This is a genomic window from Pseudomonas sp. IT-196MI5, assembly GCF_949767415.1.
In the GTDB taxonomy this organism is placed as follows: Bacteria; Pseudomonadota; Gammaproteobacteria; order Pseudomonadales; family Pseudomonadaceae; genus Aquipseudomonas.
In genome coordinates, this window is the sequence record NZ_CATKPZ010000004.1 from 132,013 (window position 1) to 157,895 (window position 25,883).

At 56.2% G+C, this 25,883-nt stretch carries 23 protein-coding genes and 1 tRNA gene; 13 read left to right on the plus strand and 11 right to left on the minus strand.

The features are described from left to right. Positions 1-18: 18 nt before the first annotated feature. The 3 genes from ACM6IK_RS03085 (at position 19) to ACM6IK_RS03095 (ending at position 3,507) form a co-directional block, all read left to right on the plus strand. Complete coding sequence (locus tag ACM6IK_RS03085) at positions 19-381, plus strand: DUF485 domain-containing protein (protein ID WP_414873102.1); 363 nt, start codon at positions 19-21, stop codon at positions 379-381. Then, positions 378-2,033, plus strand: a complete 1,656-nt coding sequence (locus tag ACM6IK_RS03090; protein ID WP_414873103.1) for a cation acetate symporter — start codon at positions 378-380, stop codon at positions 2,031-2,033. Before ACM6IK_RS03085 ends, ACM6IK_RS03090 begins: the two co-directional genes overlap by 4 nt. A gap of 136 nt (positions 2,034-2,169) precedes the next feature. After that, the gene (locus ACM6IK_RS03095; protein WP_414873104.1) at positions 2,170-3,507 is read left to right on the plus strand and encodes an OprD family porin; all 1,338 of its coding nucleotides are present in this window, start codon (positions 2,170-2,172) and stop codon (positions 3,505-3,507) included. 229 nt (positions 3,508-3,736) lie between these two features. Here the strand turns inward: ACM6IK_RS03095 and ACM6IK_RS03100 are convergent, their stop codons facing one another. The 3 genes from ACM6IK_RS03100 to ACM6IK_RS03110 are packed head-to-tail and all read right to left on the minus strand — an operon-like array spanning position 3,737 to position 7,724. After that, positions 3,737-5,992, minus strand: a complete 2,256-nt coding sequence (locus ACM6IK_RS03100) for a molybdopterin cofactor-binding domain-containing protein (protein ID WP_414873105.1) — start codon at positions 5,990-5,992, stop codon at positions 3,737-3,739. Beyond that, a complete protein-coding gene (locus ACM6IK_RS03105) occupies positions 5,989-6,453 on the minus strand; it encodes a (2Fe-2S)-binding protein (RefSeq protein WP_414873106.1) in 465 nt (154 codons plus the stop codon). The genes ACM6IK_RS03100 and ACM6IK_RS03105 overlap by 4 nt, the downstream gene beginning before the upstream one ends. Positions 6,454-6,458: 5 nt before the next feature. Then, positions 6,459-7,724, minus strand: coding sequence for a c-type cytochrome (locus ACM6IK_RS03110; RefSeq protein ID WP_414873107.1), 1,266 nt, complete (start codon positions 7,722-7,724; stop codon positions 6,459-6,461). Between the two features lie 287 nt (positions 7,725-8,011). On the opposite strand from ACM6IK_RS03110, the gene ACM6IK_RS03115 reads away from it, so the two are divergent. The 9 genes from ACM6IK_RS03115 to ACM6IK_RS03155 all read left to right on the plus strand — a co-directional run bounded on the left by ACM6IK_RS03115 (position 8,012) and on the right by ACM6IK_RS03155 (position 16,203). Continuing rightward, entirely contained in the window at positions 8,012-8,656 is a 645-nt protein-coding gene (locus ACM6IK_RS03115) for a DsbA family oxidoreductase (protein WP_414873108.1), read from the plus strand. A gap of 37 nt (positions 8,657-8,693) precedes the next feature. Further along, on the plus strand, positions 8,694-9,806 hold the full coding sequence (locus ACM6IK_RS03120; protein ID WP_414873109.1) for an alkene reductase: 1,113 nt from the start codon (positions 8,694-8,696) through the stop codon (positions 9,804-9,806). Positions 9,807-9,859: 53 nt separating this feature from the next. Further along, a complete protein-coding gene (locus tag ACM6IK_RS03125) occupies positions 9,860-11,002 on the plus strand; it encodes an FAD binding domain-containing protein (protein WP_414873110.1) in 1,143 nt (380 codons plus the stop codon). Positions 11,003-11,116: 114 nt separating this feature from the next. Continuing rightward, positions 11,117-12,016 (plus strand): LysR family transcriptional regulator, encoded by a 900-nt coding sequence (locus ACM6IK_RS03130; RefSeq protein ID WP_414873111.1) that lies wholly within the window; start codon positions 11,117-11,119, stop codon positions 12,014-12,016. Positions 12,017-12,275: 259 nt separating this feature from the next. After that, complete coding sequence (locus ACM6IK_RS03135) at positions 12,276-12,728, plus strand: hypothetical protein (RefSeq protein ID WP_414873112.1); 453 nt, start codon at positions 12,276-12,278, stop codon at positions 12,726-12,728. 1,250 nt (positions 12,729-13,978) lie between these two features. Continuing rightward, positions 13,979-14,054 (plus strand) — tRNA-Phe (locus ACM6IK_RS03140). Between the two features lie 491 nt (positions 14,055-14,545). After that, entirely contained in the window at positions 14,546-14,917 is a 372-nt protein-coding gene (locus ACM6IK_RS03145) for a hypothetical protein (protein WP_414873113.1), read from the plus strand. 2 nt (positions 14,918-14,919) lie between these two features. Beyond that, the gene (locus tag ACM6IK_RS03150; RefSeq protein ID WP_414873114.1) at positions 14,920-15,099 is read left to right on the plus strand and encodes a DUF1289 domain-containing protein; all 180 of its coding nucleotides are present in this window, start codon (positions 14,920-14,922) and stop codon (positions 15,097-15,099) included. A 237-nt stretch (positions 15,100-15,336) separates the two neighbouring features. After that, a complete protein-coding gene (locus ACM6IK_RS03155) occupies positions 15,337-16,203 on the plus strand; it encodes a patatin-like phospholipase family protein (RefSeq protein WP_414873115.1) in 867 nt (288 codons plus the stop codon). A gap of 167 nt (positions 16,204-16,370) precedes the next feature. On the opposite strand, the gene ACM6IK_RS03160 is transcribed toward ACM6IK_RS03155, so the two are convergent. Together ACM6IK_RS03160 and ACM6IK_RS03165 are read right to left on the minus strand one after the other, a co-directional pair. Next, positions 16,371-17,000, minus strand: a complete 630-nt coding sequence (locus tag ACM6IK_RS03160; RefSeq protein ID WP_414873116.1) for a LysE family translocator — start codon at positions 16,998-17,000, stop codon at positions 16,371-16,373. Next, positions 16,994-17,404, minus strand: coding sequence for a VOC family protein (locus tag ACM6IK_RS03165; protein ID WP_414873117.1), 411 nt, complete (start codon positions 17,402-17,404; stop codon positions 16,994-16,996). The genes ACM6IK_RS03160 and ACM6IK_RS03165 overlap by 7 nt, the downstream gene beginning before the upstream one ends. Before the next feature lie 128 nt (positions 17,405-17,532). Between ACM6IK_RS03165 and ACM6IK_RS03170 the strand changes: the two genes are divergently transcribed. Beyond that, positions 17,533-18,855: a PLP-dependent aminotransferase family protein gene (locus ACM6IK_RS03170; protein ID WP_414873118.1), complete on the plus strand. Its 1,323-nt coding sequence runs from the start codon at positions 17,533-17,535 to the stop codon at positions 18,853-18,855. A 514-nt stretch (positions 18,856-19,369) separates the two neighbouring features. Here ACM6IK_RS03170 and ACM6IK_RS03175 read toward each other — a convergent pair. From ACM6IK_RS03175 to ACM6IK_RS03200, 6 genes are all read right to left on the minus strand, one after another. Beyond that, entirely contained in the window at positions 19,370-20,041 is a 672-nt protein-coding gene (locus tag ACM6IK_RS03175; RefSeq protein WP_413424256.1) for a methionine ABC transporter permease, read from the minus strand. Further along, positions 20,038-21,018, minus strand: coding sequence for a methionine ABC transporter ATP-binding protein (locus ACM6IK_RS03180; RefSeq protein ID WP_414873119.1), 981 nt, complete (start codon positions 21,016-21,018; stop codon positions 20,038-20,040). Before ACM6IK_RS03180 ends, ACM6IK_RS03175 begins: the two co-directional genes overlap by 4 nt. Continuing rightward, positions 21,015-21,839, minus strand: a complete 825-nt coding sequence (locus tag ACM6IK_RS03185; RefSeq protein WP_414873120.1) for a MetQ/NlpA family ABC transporter substrate-binding protein — start codon at positions 21,837-21,839, stop codon at positions 21,015-21,017. Before ACM6IK_RS03185 ends, ACM6IK_RS03180 begins: the two co-directional genes overlap by 4 nt. A 28-nt stretch (positions 21,840-21,867) precedes the next feature. Next, complete coding sequence (locus ACM6IK_RS03190) at positions 21,868-22,905, minus strand: isopenicillin N synthase family dioxygenase (RefSeq protein ID WP_414873121.1); 1,038 nt, start codon at positions 22,903-22,905, stop codon at positions 21,868-21,870. Between the two features lie 594 nt (positions 22,906-23,499). Then, a complete protein-coding gene (locus tag ACM6IK_RS03195) occupies positions 23,500-24,717 on the minus strand; it encodes a DUF3422 domain-containing protein (protein WP_414873143.1) in 1,218 nt (405 codons plus the stop codon). A gap of 392 nt (positions 24,718-25,109) precedes the next feature. Next, a complete protein-coding gene (locus ACM6IK_RS03200; protein WP_414873122.1) occupies positions 25,110-25,859 on the minus strand; it encodes a peptidase in 750 nt (249 codons plus the stop codon). Positions 25,860-25,883 lie beyond the last annotated feature (24 nt).

Sequence of the window (25,883 nt, forward strand, 5' to 3'; positions counted from 1 at the left end):
CCTTCGCAGGAGAGAACCATGGAACATGCATATCCGCAAGACGGTGGCCCGGCCGTGTCCGCTGAACGGCTTGAAGACACCATTCAAAATCCGATTCTCGAAAACCCGCAGTTTCGTGCGTTGGTAAAACAGCGACGAATATTTTCGTGGAGCATGACTGCTCTGATGCTGGCGGTATATTTCGGCTTCATTCTTTCGCTGGCCTTTATTCCTGCCCGCTTGGGTACACCTATCACCGAAGGTCAACCCATGACGTGGGGCGTGCCGATTGGCTTCGCAATGCTCGCCTTTACGGTTCTTCTCGTGGCTGTCTACGTATGGCGCACCAACACCTGCTACGACCCAAAAATAAAAACAATCATCAGGAGCTTCAAAAAATGAAGCGTCTTCTTATTACATTCTCGGCCATCCTTGCTTCGGCAACTGTATACGCGAGCGATGTCCCCGCCGCAGTGCCCAAACATAATCCCATTGCCATAGGCATGTTCCTGGCGTTCGTCGTATTCACTCTATTTGTCACACGATGGGCCGCGCGTAAAAACAACAGTGTTGCCGATCACTATGCGGCAGGCGGCAAAATTACCGGTTTCCAGAATGGTTGGGCCATCGCCGGAGACTACATGTCCGCAGCGTCGTTACTGGGCATCTCCGCCCTGGTTTTTACCAGTGGCTTCGATGGGCTGATCTACTCAATCGGCTTTCTTGCAAGCTGGCCGATCATTCTGTTCCTGATCGCGGAGCCATTGCGCAACCTTGGGCGCTACACCCTGGCGGACGTTCTGTCCTACAGGCTGAAGCCAAGACCCATACGAGCTTTTGCGGCGTCCAGCTCTATCGTGATCGTGCTGCTTTACCTGGTGTCTCAACTGGTAGGCGCTGGAAAACTGGTAGAACTGCTGTTCGGCTTTGATTACACCGCGGCTGTACTGCTCGTCGGTACGCTGATGGTCATCTATGTGTTCTTTGGCGGGATGCTGGCAACTACCTGGATTCAGATCATCAAGGCAGTGTTACTGCTGACCGGCTGTGTTTTCATGGCGTTCATGGTGTTATCCGAGTTCGGATTCAGCCTGAACCAATTGTTCACTCAAGCCACTCAGGTTCATCCATCCCATGGGGCAATCATGAGCCCCGGAGGTTTGATTACCGACCCGGTATCCGCCATTTCCCTGGGGTTGGCACTGGTCTTCGGTACGGCAGGTCTTCCACATATTCTCATGCGGTTTTTCACCGTCGGTGATGTTAAAGCCGCGCGCCAAAGCATTCTTTATGCCTCCGGTCTTGTCGGCATAGGGTATGCGCTGATTGTCATCATTGGCTTTGGCACCATCGCCCTGGTTGCGAGCAATCCTGCCTATCACGATGCATCAGGTGGAATATTGGGTGGCGTTAACATGGTTGCGATTCACCTCGCCCATAACGTCGGCGGTAATGTCTTCCTCGGATTCATGTGTGCGGTATCGTTCTCGACGATATTGGCGGTAGTGGCAGGGTTGACCCTGGCTGGCTCGTCAGCTGTTTCTCATGATCTCTATGCACATGCTTTGCGGCGCGGCACCGCCAGCGACCGTGACGAAATGCGCGTCTCTCGTGTTACGACCATCGTACTGGGTGTGTTGTCGATCATCCTGGCGATTGCGTTTGAAAAGCAAAACATCGCCTTTATTGTGAGCTTGACGTTCTCCATCGCCGCAAGTTCCAACTTTCCGGTACTGTTGTTATCGATCTACTGGAAAGGCTTGACGACCCGTGGCGCCGTGATTGGCGGATCGCTGGGGCTGGTATCGGCAATTACCCTGTGCATTCTCAGTCCAACCGTTTGGGTCAAGATCCTTCATCATCAGCAAGCCTGGTTCCCTTATGAATATCCGGCCCTGTTTTCGATGGCTGTAGCATTTATCGGTATTTTCTGGTTTTCCATTACCGATCGCTCCGCCAGTGCCATCAGTGAGCGCAACCGATTCGAGAATCAGTTGGTCGACTCTGAGCTGGGTACGCCGGCAACATGGAAGGCTCAGCTCAAAGCTGATTGATCCATGTAGTGGCTGTCTGCAATAAATAACTTCTGAATAGCAGCGCTCATGCTCCATGTGCTGTTTGGGCATTTGTGCCTGAAAAATCGCTGAAGAGTTAATACAAAAATAACAACCTAAACTTGGGTGCACATAAATGAAATGTACTTTGACCGTTGCGGCTGCCATGTGTGTATTGGCGCAGCAAGCCCATGCGGCTGGTTTCATTGATGATAGTAAGGCTGCGCTTAAACTGCGTAATTACTATATCAACAGCGATTATCGTGACTCTGCAACACCCGCGCAGCAAGCCGCCAATCAAAGTTATCAAGCGGAATGGGGACAGGCTTTCCAGCTGGAATTCATCTCCGGATACACCCAAGGCCCTGTAGGGTTCGGTGTCGATGCTTTAGGCATGCTTGGCGTAAAGCTCGATTCAAGCGCCGGCAAGCATGGCAATCCAACGGGTACCAACTTCGGTGGCGTGGTGTTTCCTAGCGACGGCGACCATGCGGTTGACGATTTCTCCAGTCTGGGATTGACCGGGAAAGTGAAGATATCCAAGACCGAGTTGAAGCTGGGTACTCTGGTCCCGAAACTGCCGGTTATCTTCAGCAATGACGGGCGTTTGCTGCCCCAAACCTGGCAGGGAACCCAGGTTACCTCCGCGGACATCAAGGATCTGACCCTGGTAGGAGGGCAAATCGACGGGGTCAAGGGCCGGAACTCCAGCAATATCGAAAACATGTCAATTGCGGGTGCCAACAATCCTGTCACCGGTCGCTTCAGTAATAAATTCATTTATGCGGGCGGCGATTACAAACTGACCAAAGATCTGACCTTGCAATATTATTACGGCAACCTTGAAGATTTTTATAAGCAACACTTTCTAGGACTGATTCATAACTGGGCAGTCGGTTCTGGCGTTCTGACCAGTGATATTCGATATTTCAATAGCCACGATGATGGTGCAAACGGCCATGACCCTGCTTACTTTACGACAGGCTACTATGGCGGCAATACGATAAAAGGCAAAGTCGATAACAACCTGTTCAGTGGATTATTCACCTATGCCGTTGCCGGTCACACCTTTGGAGCCGGCTATGAAGTTAGCAACGGAAAAAGCGATTTCCCTTATTTGAACCAGGGTGACGGTCCGACCACTTACACCATCACGGAAATGCAGGTCCAGAAATTCGTGCACGCTGGCGAGAAGTCCTGGCAAGCACGCTACGCTTTTGACTTCGCGAAACTGGGCTTGCCCGGTGCGACGGCGGGGGTTGTATACGTTAAAGGTGATGACATCAATACCATCGCTTCCAGCCATTCCAGTGAGTGGGAACGCGATATAACGCTGGCCTATGTCGTGCAATCGGGACCGTTAAAAGGCGTTAGCGTCATGTGGAAAAACGCAATGGTACGAAACAACATCCCGAACACCCGCCAACAAGACGAAAATCGGATAATCATTAATTACCAATTGGCATTGTTTTAGGCGTTATCGATAGAACGCAAGTGAACGTATATTCAGCGGGTTAGCGGCCCGCTTGACTGACAGGCAGCGCGTTGAGGCGTGTTGCGTGTACATGCCGTTCTCTTCCAACGGCATGTTTTATAGAAGAGAAACATTTCCCTTGATTGGGGTAGGGCGGTGCAAGTGATCCTTCACCGCCTTTTTTATTCCGAGTGTGCGATAGGCGACCGATTCAGCACGTCAGGATCGCTCATGATCCCAACGATTCCTGCCAGCCACGTCGAGCCAGTGGAAGATCGAGCAAACGCTTGCCGGTGGCATCGCTGATGGCGTTGCCCAGCGCTGCGGCCATGGGGCCCTGGACGATTTCCGCGGCACCGAGAAATGGCTGATCCGGCTGATCGATCATGTGGACCTCGACCTGTTTCGGCACCTCGGGAAAACGCATGATCGGATAGCCACTCCAATCGAAGCTATGCAGGCCACTGGCGTCATAGAGGATTCGTTCATAGAGCGTCCAGCTGGCGGACTGCACGATGCCGCCCTGAATCTGATTGAGCAGCCCATCGGGGCTGACAATTTGCCCCACATCGACGGCGGCAACCACCCGATCAATCGTCACTTGCCCGGTCTGGCGCTGTACATGTAACTGCACGGCGATGGCGCAGTAACCCATGATGTTTTTATAGCGTGCGAAGGCGAAGCCGATTCCGCTGCCAGGGCCTGTTGCTTTTTGCGGCCAGCGGAACGCACTGGCCACGCGATCCACCACCGCCCGTGCACGCGGATCGCTCAAGTGATCCAGGCGAAACTGCACCGGATCCACAGCGGCCCGAGCCGCCAGTTCATCCACCGTGCTTTCGATGGCGAACACGTTGATATGGGCACCGAGCGAACGCATGGCCGAAGTCCTGAATGGCATGGTCAACACAAAATTCAGGTCAACCTGCTGGTTGGGTATCTCATACAACGGAACTGCGTTACGGTCGCCGTCTCCCTCGGGTTGGGCGATCGGGACTGAAGGGGCAGGGGTGAAGGGTTTGGCCAATAGCCACGCCGGTAACAGGCGCCCGGCATTGACGATGCGTTCGTTGTGCGGAGTACTCCAGAGCTCGTATTTCCAGTCCCGAAGACGCCCGCTGTCGTCCAGTCCCGCTTCCACTTCGGCCAGCATTGCCGAGCTGTAGGGCTCCCAGAGATTTTCCTGTTCGCGCATCCATTGCACACGTATTGGCTTGCCAGGCAGGGCCATGGCGATCAACGCAGCATCGGCGGCGGCGTCATCGGCGCCGTTGTGACCATAGCAGCCGGAACCTTCAGCATGGATGCAGCGTACCTGCTGCACAGGCAGACCCAGCATCTCGGCGATGCCCATGCGCAGAGGATAAACACCCTGGGTGTGGGTCCAGACGGTCAGCGTCCCATCCTTGAACCACGCCACAGCGCAAGACGGCCCGATCGAACCGTGCATCAGGTACTGCTTGGTCACCCGTGCCTTGTACGCACGCGACTCAGGGTGCGTGAGGTGACCCTTGGCGCTCACCGGGTAGCGCCGCGCTGGCAGCTCGGTGAGGAGTTGATGGATATGTGTCGAGTCAGGTAGCGGGTTACCTTCCGTCCAGCAGGCAGTGTCGTAGCCCTCGCGCATTGCTTTGACCGCCAGCCATTCATCGGTGGCAACCACGGCGAGGTAACTGCCGTTGCGGACCAGCTTCACCACACCGGGGAGTTTGTTGAGGGCGGCTTCGTCAATGTCCAGAAGCTGACTGCCGCGCCGGGGTGGACGTATCACGCGGGCATGCAGCATATCGGGCAGGCGCATGTCCTGCACATAGGCCGAACCGCCGCTGACCTTGTCCGGGATGTCCAGCCGAGGCAATGATTTGCCGATCAGGGTGAAACTGCTGGCTGGCTTGAAGGGGGAACTCGCCGATGCAAAGCGATGCAATTGAACCCCGACCACCGCTTGTGTGTAGGTCATGCTGTGGCCTTGCCCATCGTAGATCACAGCGTCCCGCGTGCTCAGGCTGTCGATGTTGCATCGCCATTGGCGTGCCGCGGATTCGAGTAACAACTGACGCACCTGGGCGGCGGCATTGAACAATGCAGTGCCGCTGTCGACGATCGTATGGCTGCCGGCGGTGTAACCCTCGTTGGGTGTCAGCGCAGTGTCGGCTGTGAGAAAGCGGATGAGACCGGGTGATACTTCCAGGCGCTCAGCGGCGATCTGCAGGAGCGCAGTCTTGACGCCAGTGCCCAGCTCCACTTTGCCGGTGTAGACGGTGATGCCGTCTTTCGCGTCAATGCGGATCCAGGCGTCCAGATAGGGCGTGGCCCGCAGGCTGCCCGGCAGATCAGGCGCCAGGATCGCCGTACCCAAGGTGTCCACTTCGGTGTCAGCGAAGGCGCGTGGAATACCCGGGAGCATGGCGAACCCCATCACCAACGCGCCGTTTATCACGAAGGCGCGGCGGCTCAGATCGACGTTTTGCGTTGAGGGTTTCATACCTTGTCTCCCTGCGCGATGACCGACTTGATAGCGGCAAGGATCCGCACATGAGTGCCGCAGCGGCACAGGTTGGGCGCCATGTGGCGACGGATCGTTGCATCGTCCGGATGCGGATTGGCCTCCAATAAAGCTTGCGCTCGTACGATCATCCCCGCGATGCAATAACCACACTGGGCTGCCTGTTCGTCGATAAAGGCTTTCTGCAACGGCCCCGGTTTGTCGGCGCTGCCCAGGCTCTCCACGGTACGCACTGATTTTCCCGCCAGCGCGCCGCAGGGTGTCAGGCAAGAAAACACCGGTTTATCGTTCACTAAAACGGTGCAAGCGCCGCACTGACCCAAACCGCAGCCGTATTTCGCGCCATTGAGCCCTACCTGGTTGCGCAGGGCATACAGCAGCGGCATGTCTTGCGGGATGTCCAGTTCATGCGTCTTGCCGTTGATGTCGAGTGTGATCACGGTTGCTACTCCTGAGCCCGAATGCTGTTGATTGTCTTGTCGAGGTCTGTCCAGGGTCTGGTCGGGCAGCTCTCGTTGCGCAAGTACTCGGCAATTGCGGCGAGGTGGGAGTCATCCAGACTGTCAGCGAAGGCAGGCATGTAGTGGCTGGAAGCGGCGGTGGACATCGGGATGCCCTGCAGGATGGTTTGGATCAGGTTACGTGGCGAGTCCGCCGTCACTGCGCTGGTGCTTGCCAGAGCGGGCCTCGATTCAATGGCGCGCATGGGGGCGGCGGAGCCGTGGCAACTTGCGCAGGCACCGTCGAACAGCGACGCGCCCGCCAGCGCCTTGGCACTGGGCTTGGCCTCAGGGGGGCAGGGCGGTGACGTCACGTGCGAAGAGGTTTTTTTGAGGTCAAGAATATAGCGGGCGATGGCATGGGCATCTTCCACCGGCAATTGCGCGATGCTCAGGCTGACCGGCAACATCGGGCCCGCCGCTGCACCGTGATCTTCGGCGACCTTGCCCGTCAGATAGGCGACCAATTGGGCTTCATTCCAGGGGTGTTGCGCTTCGGCCATCCCGCGCAGGGAGGGGGCCGTCCAGCCGTCGACGATAGCGCCGTTGAACAGTTCGCTGCGCTTTTCGCCGCCAATCGGATTCAGGGGCGAATGACAGGATGAACAGTGTCCCGCGCCTTCGACCAGGTAGCGTCCGCGGTTCCATTGCGCTGACCGGTCGGGAAGTGGTTCCAACGGATCCCCATGCAGGAACAGCAAGTTCCAGAAAGACACCAGCGCACGGAAGTTCATGGGGAAAACCATATGGTTTTCAGGTGCGGTGTACTTGACCGGGTCCACGCTCATCAGGAAGGCGTAGGCATCCGCGATATCGGCATCATTCAACTTTCGGTAATGCACGTACGGGAAAGCCGGATAGAGAAAGTGACCGTCGCGGGCGATGCCTTCACGCATGGCTCGTTCAAAGGCCTCCAGCGACCACTTGCCGATACCGGTTTCCCGGTCCGGGGTGATGTTGGTGGTGAAGAGTGTTCCGAAGGGCGTTTTCAATGGCAATCCGCCCGCCATGTAATCGCCTCCTGGCCGCGTGTGGCAGACCGCGCAATCTCCCGCTTCGACGATGCGCCGGCCTCTGTCCAGGGTTTCGCGCCCGGCACTCTGAGGCTGGCTGACAGTAGCTATTGGCGGCCTCCACATCATCCAGAACGCGAACGCTATCCCCACCACGCCAAGCGCCAGAACGGCACCGATGATCGTCTTGCGCTGCATCGCCCAACCTCTCGAACTGAGTAAACGGCAGATTTTTCAATCCGCCGCGTGCGATTGGCGTACGGCAGACTTTCTGCGCAGAGAGCTTAAACAGAGCGCTTGTGATGGAGTACCCCATCAAGGCGCAACGCTACATTGCGCCGGGCGCAAAGACGGCAGTGCGCCGGCGCGCAAATCACCTCATCGTTGCGTTTTGCGAAAAGCATCGTTGCGTGGCAGGCGGATTCTCCGGGGGGCGCCGGACGCTTACCTTGGGGGTGTGAAAACATCCAACCACGGAGACCGTCATGAGTTTGCACTCATCCACTATTCAGGTGACTTACGACTTCATCTGCCCATGGTGCTGGATCGGTGAAGAAAATCTCGAACGTGCGCTTGCCGCGTCGGGTTTATCAACTGACCGCCACATTCACTTCCTGCCTTACCAATTGAACCCGGACATGCCTGTTCGAGGCATGGATCGTAAAGCCTATCGCTCTGGCAAATTCGGCAGTTGGGCGCGCAGCCAGGCTATGGACGCGCAGGTCACCCACGCCGGTAAGGCCGTCGGCCTTGGCTTCCATTATGAACGTGTCGAAACAACCCCCAACACCATGGCAGCGCATCGGTTGGTATGGCGGGAGCAACAGGCGGGTAAAGACGCTTCACTCCTGGTCAAGGCCATTTTCAAGGCGTACTTCGGCGAGGGGCGGGATATCGGCAACCTTAACGTGTTGGCCGATATCGGTGCCGAAACAGGGCTGGACCGAGGGGCCATTGTCGACTTTCTCAACACCGATAAAGGCACTGCTGAAATCTTGAAACTCGAAGCGCAAATCAAGGCGTCCGGGATGCGCTCGGTGCCGAGTATTCAGATCGCGGGTGACGTGATCAGTGGCGCGCAACCCAGCGAAATAATGATCCAGATACTGAAACGAAACCAGGCAGCTTGAGCCGCTTGTTCAATCCCTATCCATTCAGGAAATCATCATGTCTCATCACTTGTTCAGCCCAATCAAACTCGGCCAGCTCAACCTCAATCACCGTGTCGCCATGGCCCCTCTGACTCGCTCACGGGCGGGGCAGCCGGGTAACGTACCGACATCGATGAACGTCGAGTACTACCGCCAGCGCGCCAGTGCCGCGTTGATCATTACCGAGGCTACGCAGATTTCGCAGCAGGGTCAGGGTTACGCCTGGACGCCGGGCATCCATAGCAACGAGCAGATTCACGGCTGGAAAGCGGTCAGCGACGCCGTGCATGCAGAGGGCGGGCGCATATTCCTGCAGCTCTGGCATGTGGGGAGGGTGTCACACCCGGTGTTTCAACCCGACGGCGGCTTACCGGTGGCACCGACCGCACAGCCGGTCCCCGGCAAGACCTTCATCCTGAATGAGAAGGGCGAGGGGGTGTGGGGGGATGTACCTGTCCCTCAGGAACTGGACATTCCGGGGATCGAAGCGATCGTTTCCGACTTCCGCAAGGCCGCGCGCAATGCGCTTCTGGCCGGTATGGACGGCGTGGAAATCCACGCGGGCAATGGCTACCTGCTGGACCAGTTCATCAACAGTGCCAGCAATCAGCGTAGCGATCGCTACGGTGGAAATATTGAAAACCGTGCGCGGCTACTGCTCGAAGTCGTGCAGGCGGTGACCGAAGAAATAGGTGCCGAACGCGTTGCTGTGCGCCTGACACCGATGGGACGTTTCATGGGGATGGGCGATGACACCCCGGAACAGACCTTTGGCTACATTGCTTCCCGGCTCAATCAATGGAATCTCGCTTACCTGCACCTGGTGGAACCGATGATGGTCGGCACGGTGCTCGATGAAAGTAATGATCCGCGCTGGGACGCCATCATCAAACAGCTGCGTACTGACTTCCACGGCGTTCTGATGCTGGCAGGTGGTTACAACGGAGAAACCGCTGAACTGGCCATTGCGCAGGGGCGTGCCGACCTCATCGCTTTCGGTCGGCCGTTCATTGCCAACCCCGACTTGCCGGCTCGCCTGCGCGGGCGTACCGAGCTCAACCTGGCGGACGGCAACAGCTTTTTTGGTGGCGACGCCAAGGGGTACATCGACTATCCGGCGCTGGCATGACGCAGCTCAAAACCGCTTGGCATGGGAATCACCACTCTGCAAGGAGAAGGGTAATGAAGAGTCCGGATGTTCCAAAGGCCCTGGTCATTGGTGGTTCTCTGGGAGGACTGTTTGCCGCCACGGCGTTGCGGGCGATTGGCTGGCAGGTCGATATTTTCGAGCGATCCCCCGCGGCAATGGATAGCCGTGGCGGTGGCATTGTTCTGCAAGCGGATGTCTTGCAGCATTTGCGCTATGCGGGTATCCAGCATACCCGTGCGCTAGGTGTCCGGTCCCATGATCGTCTGTATCTGGATCGAGCCGGTACCGTCGTGCATAAAGAACCGATGCCGCAAACGCAGACGTCCTGGAACACACTGTATGGCTCGTTATTTTCTGCATTTCCTGTCGAGCATTATCACCGTGGCAAGACGCTGGTGGATCTGACTCAGAATGAGCACCGAGTGACCGCGCTTTTTGCCGACGGCAGTCGTGCCGAGGCAGACCTGCTGGTGGGGGCCGATGGTGCGGGCTCATCCGTGCGAAGCAGGGTGTTGCCCGGGGTGCAACATAGCTATTCGGGCTATGTGGTTTGGCGTGGGCTTGTTGATGAAGACCGACTTCCAGACTTCGCCAAGACGCAGCTTTACCAGGATTTTGTTTTTCAACAGGACCCTGGATCGCTGATGTTGGAATACATGGTGCCGGGCTTGAACGGCTCCGTTGATCCTGGCGAGCGCCGGTTCAACTGGCTATGGTATTTGAAAGCCGCGCAAGGGCCGGAACTGGACGCCGTGCTCACTGATCGCGACGGCCAGCGGCGTAGCCACTCCATTCCACCGGGGGCGTTGGCTGCGAAGCAGGAGGCTTACATACGGGAAATGGCGGAGCGGCATGCGAACCCGGCTTTTCGCGAATTGATTCGCCAGACCAAGGACATTTTTGTCCAGGCGATCCTTGATCTCAACGTTCCTCAAATGGTGTTCGGACGTGTGCTGTTGACCGGCGATGCCGCTTTTGTGCCGCGACCTCATACCGCCGGAAGCACGGCCAAGGCGGCCCGCAATGCACTGTTCCTGGCTCAGGCAATCGACAACACTGGCGACCTCGATAAAGCCCTGCAGGCCTGGCAAAAACAGCAACTTGCAGAAGGCCGGCGCATGGGGGACTGGGGGGTGAGCATGGGCAATCGGATCATGGGCATCACTCCATCCTGATTCAGCGGCTCATATCGGGCTCGATCCACTACTGATTGAGCACAGCCATGCAAGACGTACGACGCCTGGTCATGCACAGTCGTTACCCTTCTTTTTCTATCCTGGACGCCGTTTATGGATAAGTTGCTGGCGCTCAAAATGTTTGTCGAAACCGTACGCTGTGGTGGTTATTCGTCAGCGGCGCGCAAACTTGGTATCTCCACTTCGTCTGTGACTCGGCAGGTAGCGGGGCTGGAAAGTGAGCTGGGCGCCAGCTTGTTGAACCGCACCACGCGCAACACGAGCGTCACGGTGGCGGGGCAGAACTATTACGAAAAGGCAGTGGCGATCCTCGAGGCCATCGACGAAGCGGATTCCATCGTGACCGACCGTGGCAGCGAAGCTCAAGGGCGCTTACGAGCCAGTGTCCCGGTGGAATTCGGCCGACGCATCATCGCTCCTCATCTGGGGCGACTGCTGGATCGTCATCCCGGCCTGGAGATCAGCCTTTCTCTGAGCGACGAAGTCAGTGACCTGCTCAGCGAGCAAATAGATGTGTCAGTGCGTCTTGGTTCATCGGTCGTCAGTGATGACATCGTCAGCAAGCGTCTGGGCAATTTCCAGCGGTGGGTTGTGGCGAGTCCCGAATACCTCACGCGTACCGGACTGCCACGACACCCCCGTGATCTGTTGGAGCATCAATGCCTGCGTTTTGATTACCGCACGGGCCACCACCATTGGACATTCAAGCGCGATGAGGAAAATATTCGTTTGAACGTGCAAGGAAGGCTGCAAAGTAACAACGCTGACATTCTGCGCGAGGCAGCGTTGGCCGGGGGCGGGGTGACGCTATTGGCTGACTGGCTGGTGCGTGACGATGTCAGCGCAGGTCGCCTGACGCGCGTGCTGGAGCAGTATGAGGTCAACCCTGGCAGTGCGAGCACTTGTATCAATGCGCTGTACCTGCCCAATCATCGTGGTTCCAGTCGCATCAATGTGTTCATTGAGTTTCTTCAGGAAATACTCGTCCCCTGAGTGCGTCCTGTGCATTTGGCAATTCAGCCTGGGCGTCATCACGCTGAACGCAATGAAGGGGGCAGAGGGGGTTAAGGAGACTGGCTGTCGCGGAAGAGAATAGGATTGAGTTTTTTCCCAAACATAGCTCAACTAAATAGTCATTTAGTTTAGTTATTCTTTCCAGTTATAAATCAATCGTAGCTGAAGGGGAGTGTTCATACCACTGCATCTGTTCGAGTTAAGCTCTGGTTGAAAATTTCAATCTGGAGGAAGCCTGATGCAGCAGCATCTAACGCCATGGATGGTCGAGAGCGCTTACCGTTATTTGACGGCTGCAAAACATCTGAGACGTGGCCATGACATGCTGGACATTGCGCAGATTAATGCTGCAATCGGCATGGAGATCCTGCTGAAAAGCTTCGTATCGAAGCCCGATGACAAGCTTGGCCAGGTCAATGAAACCTACAAACTGGACGACGATGCGCTCAAGGCTGCACACGAGTATTTGAAAACAGCAGAGAGCATTCCGGCTGATCGCAGATACCCGAACAGGCACGATCTGCTGACGCTGTTTTATGCGATACCTGGACCGGTCCGGCAACGTATTCGGCTTGATCGCCGTGAGCATTGGATCGAGAAATATCGCGACGTTTTCACCAAGGCGCGTTATCGATACGAGAAAAGTGCCGCGAAAGGTTCCGATGACATTTTGATCGGGATCCTGGACTAACTGATTGATGACGTGGTGGACTGGTATCGCGAACTGGGCTGTAAAGACATGTTCATCGCGTATTATGGAATGCCGCCGCTGCAGCTGCTGCCGGATTCCGATCAGAAGCCGGAGACCCTGTGAGCCAGTGCTTCAAATCTGGCTACTGACTAAGTAGCTCTCTGGTGAGCTAGGGGTAGCCCAAGCCTGAACGTTAGCTTCATATCTGAGCGTTAACGATCGGCATCAGATGAACGAGGGTTCGTTCATGCTTGATCGGACATCTGCCAACGGATGAAGGATATCGTTCAGGCGTGTGAGATAAGTCGCGTCAGGCTTCAAATCTGATCACGAGAGCCCCCCAGTCCCATATATGACGGTTCGCATAATGTATATTATGTTAAATCGTGTATTGAGGCAGATCGCCACTACAGGTGTCTTCCTTGCCGTGACCGTTGCGAAATGAGGACAAAACTAGTGATCGTCTGAGGCAATCGCGAAACAACGAGACTTCGCCTCGAAAAATGCTTAACAGATTGATTTTAAACGATATTACTCAAAATGTAGTGCGGGCCTCACCATCTCTTGCAACGTAATCATGAGACTGCCACGTAGCCGACAGCTGGACTGTAAGCCTTTATTTACGAGGGTTTCTGCTGATTCCATCATTTTGTAACTAGCTCATAGGCTATCAATTAATCGTGAGACAGCATCGCGCAACCACGCTTGCACAATTAAGATAAAAGCTAATAAATACAATCAGTTAGATAGAGTTGAACGAAATCGCGAGACATAGCCTGAAGCGCTTTTTGTGAAGATTTGACGAGACACATCTGGGCCCCGACCGCTCTGGTGGCGTAGGCAGAACTCCACGCCAAACCAGCGCTCGGGTTGCCGAAGACCAAGCCTGACGCGGGCTAGCAATATTTGCCCAAAATGTTTTTCGGAAAAAATGGGCTGAGAACGGCTCTGCACCAGATCCCTCCTGGAGCTGCGGTTCTGGCTTTCCAGACACGAAATCGTGAGATCTCACCAGTGGACTTACACCCCTGACCACCACCCTGCTCCACCGGGCATCGATCGTCACGGTTCTTGGAAAGCAAATGACGTTGGCAATTATCGAATCCCGTAGTGACGTGTCCCTTCTGACCAGGGCTCGTGGCGAACTGGATCGGATTTATAACGGATAATCGTAAGCATAGGTATTCATTAGTTTTTTTTTGATTTCGTGCTTGACGCCTCAGCCGTAAAAAACGTTTAATTCCGCCGCGGCCCAGATAGCTCAGTCGGTAGAGCAGGGGATTGAAAATCCCCGTGTCGGCGGTTCGATTCCGTCTCTGGGCACCATTACTTCTAAACCCCCTGATTCCTTATGGCTTCAGGGGTTTTCTATTTGTGGGCACCGCAAACGACGATTCGAAGACAACATTAGTCGAACACCACCTCTCTTCGCCTCGCAAGCACCACCAGGTAATGGGAGGCGGGCCGCTCGGCATCCGCGAAATCTATGGTGCCTGCAGTCAGTCATGGAGCGAGAGCTGACTCGATCAAGCGCGCGTCAGGTACAGCTCGACGTACGTTTTCTATAGCAATCTCAATTGCGTCATGTGCAAAGGTTGCTTCACGGACAAACTCCAACACCAGGCGGCCTGCCTGCCCAACTCCGACCAACGCATCATCACAGCCCTCTTCCGCCATGCTAAGCAAATGAAGGAGAGAAACACCTTTTCGAGCCGCCTGACTTTCAGGGAAAGGTCGCTTATTGAGTCCTTTTGCTGCTTTCTCCCTAAAGACGGTGCAAAGTACCTCCCATTTTTTCCTTTCCAAAGGAGCCCGCTATGCCCTTGGGTAAACGTGAACTTGCGCGGATCGAGCGCCGTTTAGTTACAACGCTTACCGATGCCTGCGAAACCGCAAAAGGTGAAATCAAAGGCTTTACCTGGCTCACCCACACAACTGACTTGAACGCCCTTGCTCAAACGCTGAAGGTGACTTGGGTGTTCGAAACGTTGACCGACAAAAAGCTCGCCCAAGCTAGCGCGAAAGCGCGGATTTTCGAGCTGACGGCTATCGCGCTGCTCGAGGCAGACATCGATGTGAAGCTTTCAGATCAGACTGTCCGGTTCGACTCTGAGGAGGAGTGCCAACGCACTCATGGTGGCGATTGGCAGAAGCGCCTTGCACAGTCACGCGTGACCCAGAGTTATTGACGATGGCTAAAGAAATCGGAAATCCATGCATTTCGGTTTGCCAGTTGAGCGGCGATCTGTGTGTCAGTTGCGGGCGCAGCAAGGAAGACATCAGGAAGTGGAAACGCATGAAGCGGCCTGAAAAAATGGCCGCTGTGCAAAGGGCGAATGTGCGTTTGAAAAGTCTAAAGAAAGCACACTGATAGTCATCTGTCCTAGATAACCGCTTTGGCTCGGTAACTGCCTTTCCGATAACCAAGCGCGGAGCTATCGACCCTGAAGTTCTCGATCCGAGGGGATGCCTAAACTGGATAGCGCTCGGTACTCAGGTGATCGGTATCAAATTCAGCACACGATTCGATCATGTGGCGAGCACCCGGAAGCAACGCCGACCCGCCAGCTACACTGATTCGATACATTTCTGCACAGAGACTTCGACCATGGCTACCAGAACCGCAATCGTATTCGCTGGCGGCGGCAGCTTGGGTGCTGTCCAAGTGGGTATGTTGCGGGCCTTGGTCGAGGCCAACATTCGATTCGACATGGTGGTGGGCGCTTCGGTGGGCGCCATCAACGGTGCCTATTTTGCCGCAAGACCCGATGCCGAAGGCGTCGAGGCGCTCGCCAATTTCTGGCGGGGCCTACGTAAAACGGACATTTTTCCCCTCTCCTGGCTCGATACCTGTAGAGGACTGATCAAACGGCGTGGCTTTCTGTTGCAACCGGCGGCCTTGAACCGATTACTGGGACAGGCATTACCCATTCACCGCATTGAGGATGCGGCGCTGCCCCTGCACATCGTCACCACCGATCTGCTCAGTGGTGCCGAGACGGTTCTGTCCAGTGGCGAACTTGAACAGGCGTTACTGGCCAGCGCTGCCATCCCGCTGGTGTTCCCCTGCGTAAAAATTGCCGATCAATTCCTGGTTGACGGTGGCGTGGCAAGCAATACACCTATTTCAACTGCCGTAGCCCTGGGCGCCACCAACGTAGTCGTGGTTCCTACAGGAGTGAGTTGCGCCCTACCACAACCGCCCCGAGGCTTGATTGCCTTAGCTCTACATACCGTCAACCTGATGAGCATGCGCCAGTTGGTGAGTGACATCGAACACTTCCGCACGCTCACCAGCCTGCACATCGTCCCGCCCTTGTGCCCTGTGGAGGTCTCGGTGTTCAACTTTGACCAGACCGAATCTTTGCTGCAGCGTGCCTATGAGCAGACCCTCCGGTGGCTGGAACGTGGGGGGCTCGAACGTACCAAGGTACCCGGTGCCCTGACCATCCATTCACATGCCCATGAGCATTGAGTGATGTGAATTACCTATAAAAGAGGCCCTGTAATATTGCGAGAGGTTGAGCATGCCTCACTTCGATGTTGACCTATGCCGAGTGTCCCGACACACGGTTAAATGAAAGGCGGCAGGGTGCTTAATGTTAAGGCGTTGCATGGGCTCATCCCTGTCCGACTCAGCATTCATGCCGGCCGCGACGTGAACGCCAGGCGAACCGCAAGCCACACCAATACGAATGCCAGGCTCCGCGACTGCCACTTCGCGGACTCGCCTTTGTGGGACGCGTAACCCCGGATGATTCCCCCCACCAGGCCCAGCGCGACGTGGAAAAAGGTCGCGATCAGTGTCAACACCAGCCCCAGCGTCACGATTTGCTGTGCGACTGGAGAACTGCCCCGAACAACGAACTGCGGCAAAAACACCATGAAGAACAGCAGCGCTTTCGGGTTGAGCAAAGAGTTCAGCATCGCACGGATGAACACCGACATCAGCGAGACTTGGATGGCGGAGTGTAGTGGAAGTCCGGCACGAACCCGTATGGCCTTCCAGGCCATCCAGAGCAGATAGAACGCACCGGCCCAGCGGATCAGGTCGAACGACGGTGGCCACTGCGCTATTGCGGCCGTGAGACCGGCTGCGGTGAGCGCGGTCAATACGAGGTCAGCTGCGCCAATTCCCAATGCGGCAACGACGCCGCCACGCCAGCCGTAGCTCGCGCCGTGCGCAATCACGAAGGCCATGTTGGGGCCGGGAGACATCAGCAACAGCAACACCGCCCCCGCAAACAGCAGTAGCGTCGATGGCTCTACCATGTGTGCTCCAGATCACCGCGATAGACGATGTGAAGCTTGTTGCCATCAGGGTCTCGAAGGTAGGCACCGTAGTAGCCCTCGCCATACCAGGGCCGCTCACCCGGAGTGCCTTCATCAGTACCGCCCTGCAGAATCCCCGCTGTGTAGGCCGCGCGTACGCTGTCGGGCGTTTCGGCATGAAACGCGAGCATGCTGCCATTGCCCGGCGTCGCCGCAAGGCCATCACGCGGCAAGTAGACATAGAACCTGGGCAGTGTGCGCGTCGGATCGACCCAGCAAGCCGAGGCGGGGCCTCCATCCGGGGTCACCGCACGGCGGATCAGCCCGAGTGGCGCAAGTACGGCGTCATAAAAAGCCGATGCTCTTTCGAGGTCGGTGCATCCCACAGTAACGTGACTGAACATGTCTCAATCGATTCGACGCCACTGGAACGGTTACGTCCTGCGCGCCGAGCTCGCCTCCTTGCTTTGTGTGGTAGTGGAGCCTACGCTCGGCACTTGATACACACAAAGAATTGTTCTAGGTACATTGAATGACGATGCCACGGTACAAAACCATTGCTGACCAGGTAGCGGAAAACATTCGCAGCGGACGTTTGCGCCCTGGAACCCAACTGCCGACGGTACGCACCTTGATGAGCGAACATGGCATTGCGCTTGCGACAGCAGCTCGCGTCTACCGCACGTTGGAATCGATGGGGCTGGTGGTGGGTGAAATGGGGCGTGGCACCTTCGTGCGCGATACCTCTCTGCCACGCGACCTCGGTCTGCAACCGGCATCCGAAGCTGGAATAATTGACCTGACCTTCAATAATCCAGCGGTTCCCGGGCAAGCAGAGATGCTGAGGCAGGCACTGCGCAGCCTCGCATCGTCGGGCGATCTGGACGCCTTGTTGCGCAACGCCCCTCATGGCGGGCGTGCGCATGAACGAGAGATCGCTGCGAAACATCTTCGCAATAGAGGGATTCGAGTCCCCGGATCGCAGGTGTTGATCGTCAATGGCGCGCAGCAAGGGCTGGCGCTCGCGATGATGGCGATACTCAAGCCGGGCGATGTACTCGCTGTCGATGCGCTCACCTACCCGGGCATTAAAGCGCTGGCCGTCGCCCATCGCATTGAGCTTCTGCCTATACCGTTGGCTGCCGGCAAGACCAATCTCGATGCGCTCGCGGCAAGTTGCAAGCGGCGTCCCGTACGTGCGTTTTATGCGATGCCAACCCTGCACAATCCGCTGGGATCGATCATGCCAGCCGCCGACCGCAAGCGTTTGGTAGCGCTGGCCGAGGAACACGATTTTGCGCTGATCGAGGACGGCGCCTATGCGTTTCTAGCTGAGCCGGCGCCGAAGCCGTTGTTCATGCTCGCACCGAATCGCACGATCTACGTTTCCGGCCTTTCCAAAAGCGTCGCCTCGGGCTTGCGAATCGGATTCATCGCTGCGCCTGTATCGCTCATCCCTGCGCTCGAGCAAGCCGTGCGAGCCTCCACATGGAGTTCGCCATCGATCACCGTCGAACTGGGGTGTCGCTGGATCGAAGAAGGCGTGGTGGATGACCTGGAAGAATTGAAGCGCAAAGACGCCGCGAATAGACAACGACTTGCCCGCCGCATTTTCGGAGGCATCAACCTGATCGCGCATCCAAACGCCTACTTCCTGTGGCTACCATTGCCCGAAGACATGCGGGCCGAGAGCATTGCTGCTGCATTGCGGCGCGACAACATTTTGGTCACGACAGCAGAGCCGTTTTCTGCTGCATCCCATGCGCCTAATGCGCTGCGCGTGGCGCTGGGATCGGTGCCGGTTGAAACGCTTGAACTCGCCCTAAAAAAAGTGAGAGTTGCTTGCGGCTATTAGTTTGAGTTTTCATACCATCATGTTCTTTCGCCACGTAGGATTATTGCTACCGGCGTGCGCTAAGCTCTTGTTTACATCGCCGTGACAGATACTACCAATTTGGCTACCCCTTACTGATACGCCTCTACAGCAGCCCTCCTCCGTATCTGCGATAACACCCACGGCCGGATCAAGTTCTCGATCTGGTTGTTGTCGGATGTTTGGCATGGCGATTCCTCCCGTTTCTTGAAGGGATATCCACGCGTTTGGGGTACGAATAGACGGTATTTTCTTCCGGTCGATCGAAGGCTAGTAGAAACGCCTATGACACTCTCGCGCTCCATTTTCCGAGTGCGTTTGGCTCAACTTCGCAGATCAGTCATTGAAGAAAACCGCGATCTTGTTTCCGACTGGATCTCGAAGATATGCAACGTAGAAGTCGTCGGTGTAAGCCTCTCGGATATTCCTGTCGTACTCTGCTCGCGAGTGAGGCTTGGTCATGTCGCCCAGCTCCGCAGCAGGACTCCGAAAAAAGTCATCGCCGATGAGCCAATGAGCTCACCAGCCGATCACCAAGGCTTTGCACGCTCTGAACCAGAATCACCAGCACCACCACAGTCGCAACCATCACCTGGTTATTGAAACGCTGGTAACCGTAGCGAATCGCCAGGTCTCCGAGCCCACCGCCCCCAATGACCCCGGCCATGGATGAGAATCCGATCAACATCACCAGGGTCAGAGTGATACCCGCGAGCAAGGCGGGCAACGCTTCGGGCAGCAGCACTTTGAAAATCACATGTCGAATATCACCGCCCATGGCGAGGATGGCTTCGATGCGGCCCTTGTCGACTTCGTCCAGTGCGTTTTCGACAATTCGGGCAAAAAAAGGAAAAGCCCCTATCGTGATGGGCACCACGGCAGCAGTACTCCCCAACGTCGTACCGACTACCAGCCGGGTCAGCGGAATCAACGCGATCAGCATCACCACGAACGGTAACGAGCGACCAAGATTGACCAGGCCGCCCAGCCCTTTGTTGAGTCTAGGCATAGGGTACAACCCACCGCGGCGGCTGATGAACAGCAACACGCCAAGGGGCAAGCCGATCAGCAAGGTAAAAATACCCGCCAGCAGCACCATGTACAGGGTTTCACCGGTTGCGTTCAACACCAGTTGAACGATTTCGCTCCAATCGATATTCCGGTTCATGAACGCTCCACCCTGACGCCACGCCGCTTGAGAAAGTCCACCACCCGCGTCAGGCTCAGCTCATCACCGGGCTGTCGAAAAGCCACGCGCAAACGCCCTACCCTGCGCCCTCCAATAGACTCGACGCCACTGGCCAACAGGTTCAACTCCACACCCTGTTGTTGCACCAACTCGTTGAGCACCGGCGTGGCCAGCAGATGGTCGAAAAAGCTCAATTCCAGGGTTTGTGCAGCCTTGCCCAAAGGCGCGCAGTATCCCGGCAGCAGTGAACGGCCCAGGCTGGAATCCGGGTTGCTCAATAGCTGCGCGATCGGCCCCGCCTCGACCAACCGGCCATGGGCCAGTGAAGCGGCGTGATCACATATGGACTTGACTACGTCCAGCTCATGGGTGATCAGCACGATGGTCAACCCCAGTTGCCGATTGATATCGCGCAGCAGTTCAAGAATCGAAGCCGTGGTTTCCGGGTCGAGGGCACTGGTGGCTTCATCCGACAGCAGATAAGCCGGTCGCGCCGCCAACGCACGGGCAATGCCAACCCGTTGTTTCTGCCCACCGGACAACTGCGAAGGAAACGCCCGGGCTTTATCGTTCAAGCCCACCAGATCCAGCAGTTCCCTGACCCGTGCATGGCGCCGCGTTTTATCGACGCGCGCGATTTCCAGCGGCACCGCGATGTTGTCGAAGACGTTGCGCGAATGCAGCAAGTTAAAGCCCTGGAAGATCATGCCGATGCGCTGGCGTTGTCGGCGCAGTTCGAGGTCGGACAAGGCTGTCAGGTCTTCACCGTCCAGCAGAATACGCCCGGAACTTGGTCGTTCGAGCAGATTGAGGCAACGCAGTAGCGTCGACTTCCCTGCGCCGCTGCGCCCCAGAATCCCGTAGATCGCGCCGTCGGAAATGCTCAGGGACACGTTGTCCAACGCAGGTGCCTGCCCTGGCGAGTAGGTTTTGCTCAACTGCTCGACGACAATCATGGCTTGCTGGCCGCCACGGTTACCGGATCGACCGGAATGACCGAACCCGCAAAGGTGTCGGTAATGAACCTGGCCACCTCAGGCGACGTCAGGTCTTTGGCCAGCTGTTTTATCCGTGGGTCGTCCTGCAACGTTGGCGTGGTCACAAGGATATTGGCGTACGGATTGCCATCGGCCTTTTCCAGGCCCAGCGCATCTTTAGCCGGAGTCAGACCGGCGTCCAGCGCGTAATTGCCATTGATCACCGCAAGATCCACATCCTCCAGTGCGCGAGGAATCTGCGGCGACTCGATTTCGAGGATTTTCAGCTGCTTCGGGTTTGCGGCAATGTCCTTGGGTGTTGCCTGGTCAGTGGCCGGGTCGTTGAAACCGGCCTTGAGCTTGATCAGGCCATTGTCCTGAAGCAAGTACAGCGCGCGACTCAGGTTAGTGACGTTATTCGGCACCGCCACCGTGCCTTTTAGTGGTACCTGGTCGAAGCTTTTGTGCCGACGGGAGTAGATCCCCAACGGTTCGATATGCACCGTTGCTGCCACCGCGAAATTTTCGCCGAGGGCCTGCTCCTGAGATTTCAGATACGGCAAGTGCTGGAAGTAGTTCGCGTCCACGTCACCGTGCGCCAGCAGTTCATTGGAGTTCACACCGTTGGGGATCTCGATCACTTTGAGGTTCAACTGCGGGTCGATTTTTTGTATGTACGCCAGAATCTGCGCATGAGGCACCGGGTCTGCCGCCACGCGTAATGGTTCCAGCGCCATTGCGCTGAGAGACGCAACCAGCCCGCCCAGTACGGCCAGGATCAATCCTGTTTTCTTGAACATGTTTGTATTCCTTGATCGAGTAAAAGGGTCAGGCGCTGAGTGCGTTGGGGATCAGTACATCCCCGTAAAATCGCTGGGCAACATCGGGATGGGAACGCAGGCGACCTTTGAGGTAGTTCCAGCCCACGTCGCGAAACAACGGATTGTCGGGATCGCTCGCCGGGCCCCGTGCTTCGCGCAACAGCGCCGTCGGCAAGGGGTAAAGCGGCACCACTGCGTCCAGTTGCGCACCGAGAAAAAAGGCGATCGACAAACGCTCATTGCCCTCAGGCGGCGACAACACGCGATGCACCGTGGCGCGCAGATAACCGTTGGTGGCCAGCTCCAGCAATTCGCCGATGTTCACCACCAGGGTGTTGTCCCGAGGCAGCGCATCGATCCAACGCCCCTCCTCTATTTCCACCTGTAAACCGGTTTGATGATCCTGCAGCAGGAAGCTCAGGAAACCTGAATCCTTGTGCGCCCCCACGCCCTGATTGCTTTCGTCTGGCACCTGCCCTGGATACCGCATCAGCTTGATGTGCTCATTGGGCTTATCGCCGTACAACTGATCGAAAGCTTCTTGCGGCAGTGACAACGCCTGGGCGAAAGCGCGGAGCAAGCGCAGCGACATTCCGGTCATGGCCTGCTGCCAATCCAGCAACAATGGCTTGAGCGCCGGCAACGCGGCTGGCCATTGATTGGGGCCTTGCAGGCGTGCCCAGTAAGGACTGTTTTCATCCAGCGTTAGTGCGTCCCTTTCTGCACCCAGATCGAACTGTTCGCGCAAATCCGGTTTACCGCGAGTGATCTCCGACGCCGCGCGGTTGTAACCGCGAAAATGTGGGGAATTGATCATGCCGACGGCAGTCTTCTCGCTGTCCGGCAGCGCAAAGAACTGGCGAGCATGGCTCTGCACCAGGTTCAACAAATCGGCATCAATGCCATGGCCGGTCAGGTAGAAAAAGCCCACATCCCGTGCCGCATGACGCAGATCGTCAAGAAACCCCTGACGCTGTGCCGCAGTGCCATCGAGCAATGACAGATCAAGCGTCGGTAAGGAGGTGATACCTCGTGTGTGCGCCATGTTTCACTCCATGTCTGACTGAACCTAAAATCCTTGCTTGAAGCTAAACGATCTTAAAAAACAGCAATAAATATCTTTTTAGCATTAGCTTAGGTTCGCTTCACAGGCGCGGTGTGTTTTGGACTGGAGGGTGGCTCAGGGAGATTCATGAATGCGGGGCGTGAAAATTTCTGCCCTCTCAAAGCAGCGTTCTGATTAGTCAACCTTTGAAGGGGCACACTACTTCGTCAAGCGTAACGAAGTGCTCGTATCGACTTGATTGCTTGGCTGGCGCTTGTGAACCAGCCGCACGGGCAGTAGCGTCACCTCAACGTAGAACTCTTCGCCTGACTCCGATACCAGCGAAAATTGCGACCGATGGATTTGCCGGGAGCAAATTCTGGAGATTGGCAAAGAGGTCGCGAGGGCTGAATCATGACCGGTTTCGGGGTGCCACCGGCAGTTGCCAAATTGCGTTCAACTTGCCCACCGATTTGCATTCGACCGGTTGAATCCACATCTGCAAGCAGTCATTCAGCGACTTCAATATTGTGTGTGCGCTCCCAGTTTTTAACACCACGCGCCCTAGTACATAAAATGAGTCAGGTCATCGTCTCAATGCTCTTTGACTTTCTTGATACGGAGCACGATCAACGCAAGAATACCGATCGCGAGCGGCGTCATTACCAGCATGGCCTCTCGCGGGGCCACCCCAACGCCAAGCAGGTGCAGCCCTGAGTATCCCAGCTTGAACAAACTGAGCAGGTAGTAGGTAATGGCAATAATCGACAGCCCCTCCACTGCGCGCTGGATCTTAATCTGAGCATCGGCGCGAGCATTCAGGCTTTTCAGGATTTCCGAGTTCTGTTCCTCCATTTCTACCTGAACCCGTGCTTGTAATAAATCGCCCAGGTTGGCCACGCTTTCGGCCAAGTGCTCCAGGCGCTGTTCGGTGGCGGTGCAGTACCTGACGGTAGGTTTGAAGCGGCGCTCGATAAATACGCCCAGGCGTTGGCAATCACCTACGTGACTTTCTCGTAGCTCACCCAAACGTTCGAACACCAATTGCGCATAGGCTTGCGTGGCACTGAAGCGGTGCCGGGTTTTCGCAGAACTGCTCACCACTTGGGCAGAAAGGTTGGAAATATCCGCAAGCAGGGCTTTCGCATTGCTGCCGTCGGGGTCGGCGTTCCGTTCGGAAAGGGTGACCAAGGTCTTGTCAAAAACATCGAGCTGCGCGCTCAAGTCTTTGGCCATGGTCAACGATAACGAGGCCATCATCCTATAGGTCTCGATTTCCAGCAGGCGGCGTATCATCCGGCCCTGACGGTAGGCATTCAGGCGCCGGTTGACGAACAACATGTGGTTGTTGCCATCCTCGCTCAGGCGAAAATCACTCCAGACCATTGCATCGCCACCACCCACACAAGAACCGCTCGGATCCTTAAAGCCGTAACGGGACAGATCCAGGTCGGCTTCACCACGCACTACAATCTGCACCGAGTTGATCAGGGCCGGTACATGCACTTCAACCTTTGACGCCAGCACCTCGGGCAGCGTTGTCCAAGACAAGTCATCACAGGATGAAGTGACCACCAGTGTCAGGGTGAAAAACTCGGCATGGCGCTCCCATTTCAGTGCATGGCCATTGAGCTGGGTAATGCCTTGGGCGGCATTCAGGTCGTGGAAGCCTGGGCAGCATCGTTCAAGGAATTCATTGCACTCCTGATCGCTTCCGAGGAAGGCCAGATGAAACACATGGGCCGGTTCATCGAAATACAGTGACGGGCGTGCATGTAGTTCGTTGTGCAGGCTTTGTCGTAATGGATGCATGCTGTGTGGCCATGTTGGAATTGTTTTTATGGGACAGGCCGATGCACTCACAAGTCACTCCCGGGACGATTGTGGAGGTGTTGCGTAGTCTTTCTGTAACTGATGTCTGCTCATGCGAAATTACACTCCACTTGACCAACCGACTGCATTCGGCCTGACCAGCCATTTGCATTCGTTCTGACCAACGATTGCATCAGATTTGACCAGCACGCTTTGTCACCATGATCGGCAAAGAACGGCCAGTTTCAGCCGTTCGACACTGCAGGTGTCTTCCTTGCGACTCCATGAGTTTGAAACTTTTCCATCAAAATCTTGCGTCCTGGTAATGACCGATTACTGCAGCAGACAAACCGCCTGGAAATCCGGGCGGCGCCTGAAAAAGAGGTGACACGTCAGTTTTTGTTGGCGGCCCCCGACATGTAGGTGTCAGGCGGCTCCGGCAGTGCGGCAAGCATGTCGCGTAGTCCGGCAGCCCACTGCATTCGGACACGAATGAAGTACGGGTCGTCGGCCGTGATGCGATAACTTTTGGCACCGCTAAAACTGTCTTTCCTGTACACCAGCAGATCCAGCGGCATGCCTACCGACAGGTTGCTGTGCATGGTCGAGTCGAATGAGATCAGCCCACAGCGCAGGCCCTCTTCGAGTGATGTGCGGTATGTCAGGTTGCGGTCCAGGATCGGCTTGCCATATTTGCTTTCACCCAATTGCAGGAAAGGTGTGTCCTCGGTCGCTTGAATGAAGTTGCCTTGCGGGTAAATGCTGTACACGTCCATCGGCCCGTGCGCGATCTGCCCGCCGACCAGAAATGAGCAACTCAAGTCGGTCTTGCCTGCCAACTTGGTGTGATCCCGGGCGACGACTTCGCGTACGGTTTCGGCCACCAGTACCGTGGCGTCATAGAGCGAGCGGACATTCAACAGGTGCGGGCCCTGCCCCATGGAACGTTGCTTGAGCAGGTTGACCACCGATTGTGAAGTGGCCAGGTTGCCCGCGACTTGCAACACAATCAGGCGTTCGCCCGGCGTGCTGAAAATAAACAACTTACGGAACGTTGAAATCTGATCAATGCCCGCATTGGTTCGTGAGTCGGAGATGAACACCAGCCCGTCGGCCAAGTGCATAGCGACGCAATAAGTCATTCGTGTTAACTCATGAATTCGAGA

Bases quoted from the DNA above. Each gene is read 5' to 3' on its own strand.
- ACM6IK_RS03135 (WP_414873112.1), top strand. From the start codon at position 12,276: ATGCAGCAGCATCTAACGCCATGGATGGTCGAGAGCGCTTACCGTTAT.
- ACM6IK_RS03120 (WP_414873109.1), top strand. From the start codon at position 8,694: ATGTCTCATCACTTGTTCAGCCCAATCAAACTCGGCCAGCTCAACCTC.
- ACM6IK_RS03195 (WP_414873143.1), bottom strand. From the start codon at position 24,717: ATGCATCCATTACGACAAAGCCTGCACAACGAACTACATGCACGCCCG.
- ACM6IK_RS03125 (WP_414873110.1), top strand. From the start codon at position 9,860: ATGAAGAGTCCGGATGTTCCAAAGGCCCTGGTCATTGGTGGTTCTCTG.
- ACM6IK_RS03180 (WP_414873119.1), bottom strand. From the start codon at position 21,018: ATGATTGTCGTCGAGCAGTTGAGCAAAACCTACTCGCCAGGGCAGGCA.
- ACM6IK_RS03160 (WP_414873116.1), bottom strand. From the start codon at position 17,000: ATGGTAGAGCCATCGACGCTACTGCTGTTTGCGGGGGCGGTGTTGCTG.
- ACM6IK_RS03130 (WP_414873111.1), top strand. From the start codon at position 11,117: ATGGATAAGTTGCTGGCGCTCAAAATGTTTGTCGAAACCGTACGCTGT.
- ACM6IK_RS03170 (WP_414873118.1), top strand. From the start codon at position 17,533: ATGACGATGCCACGGTACAAAACCATTGCTGACCAGGTAGCGGAAAAC.
- ACM6IK_RS03095 (WP_414873104.1), top strand. From the start codon at position 2,170: ATGAAATGTACTTTGACCGTTGCGGCTGCCATGTGTGTATTGGCGCAG.
- ACM6IK_RS03165 (WP_414873117.1), bottom strand. From the start codon at position 17,404: ATGTTCAGTCACGTTACTGTGGGATGCACCGACCTCGAAAGAGCATCG.
- ACM6IK_RS03150 (WP_414873114.1), top strand. From the start codon at position 14,920: ATGGCTAAAGAAATCGGAAATCCATGCATTTCGGTTTGCCAGTTGAGC.
- ACM6IK_RS03145 (WP_414873113.1), top strand. From the start codon at position 14,546: ATGCCCTTGGGTAAACGTGAACTTGCGCGGATCGAGCGCCGTTTAGTT.
- ACM6IK_RS03175 (WP_413424256.1), bottom strand. From the start codon at position 20,041: ATGAACCGGAATATCGATTGGAGCGAAATCGTTCAACTGGTGTTGAAC.
- ACM6IK_RS03155 (WP_414873115.1), top strand. From the start codon at position 15,337: ATGGCTACCAGAACCGCAATCGTATTCGCTGGCGGCGGCAGCTTGGGT.
- ACM6IK_RS03200 (WP_414873122.1), bottom strand. From the start codon at position 25,859: ATGACTTATTGCGTCGCTATGCACTTGGCCGACGGGCTGGTGTTCATC.
- ACM6IK_RS03185 (WP_414873120.1), bottom strand. From the start codon at position 21,839: ATGTTCAAGAAAACAGGATTGATCCTGGCCGTACTGGGCGGGCTGGTT.
- ACM6IK_RS03110 (WP_414873107.1), bottom strand. From the start codon at position 7,724: ATGCAGCGCAAGACGATCATCGGTGCCGTTCTGGCGCTTGGCGTGGTG.
- ACM6IK_RS03115 (WP_414873108.1), top strand. From the start codon at position 8,012: ATGAGTTTGCACTCATCCACTATTCAGGTGACTTACGACTTCATCTGC.
- ACM6IK_RS03085 (WP_414873102.1), top strand. From the start codon at position 19: ATGGAACATGCATATCCGCAAGACGGTGGCCCGGCCGTGTCCGCTGAA.
- ACM6IK_RS03100 (WP_414873105.1), bottom strand. From the start codon at position 5,992: ATGAAACCCTCAACGCAAAACGTCGATCTGAGCCGCCGCGCCTTCGTG.
- ACM6IK_RS03090 (WP_414873103.1), top strand. From the start codon at position 378: ATGAAGCGTCTTCTTATTACATTCTCGGCCATCCTTGCTTCGGCAACT.
- ACM6IK_RS03190 (WP_414873121.1), bottom strand. From the start codon at position 22,905: ATGGCGCACACACGAGGTATCACCTCCTTACCGACGCTTGATCTGTCA.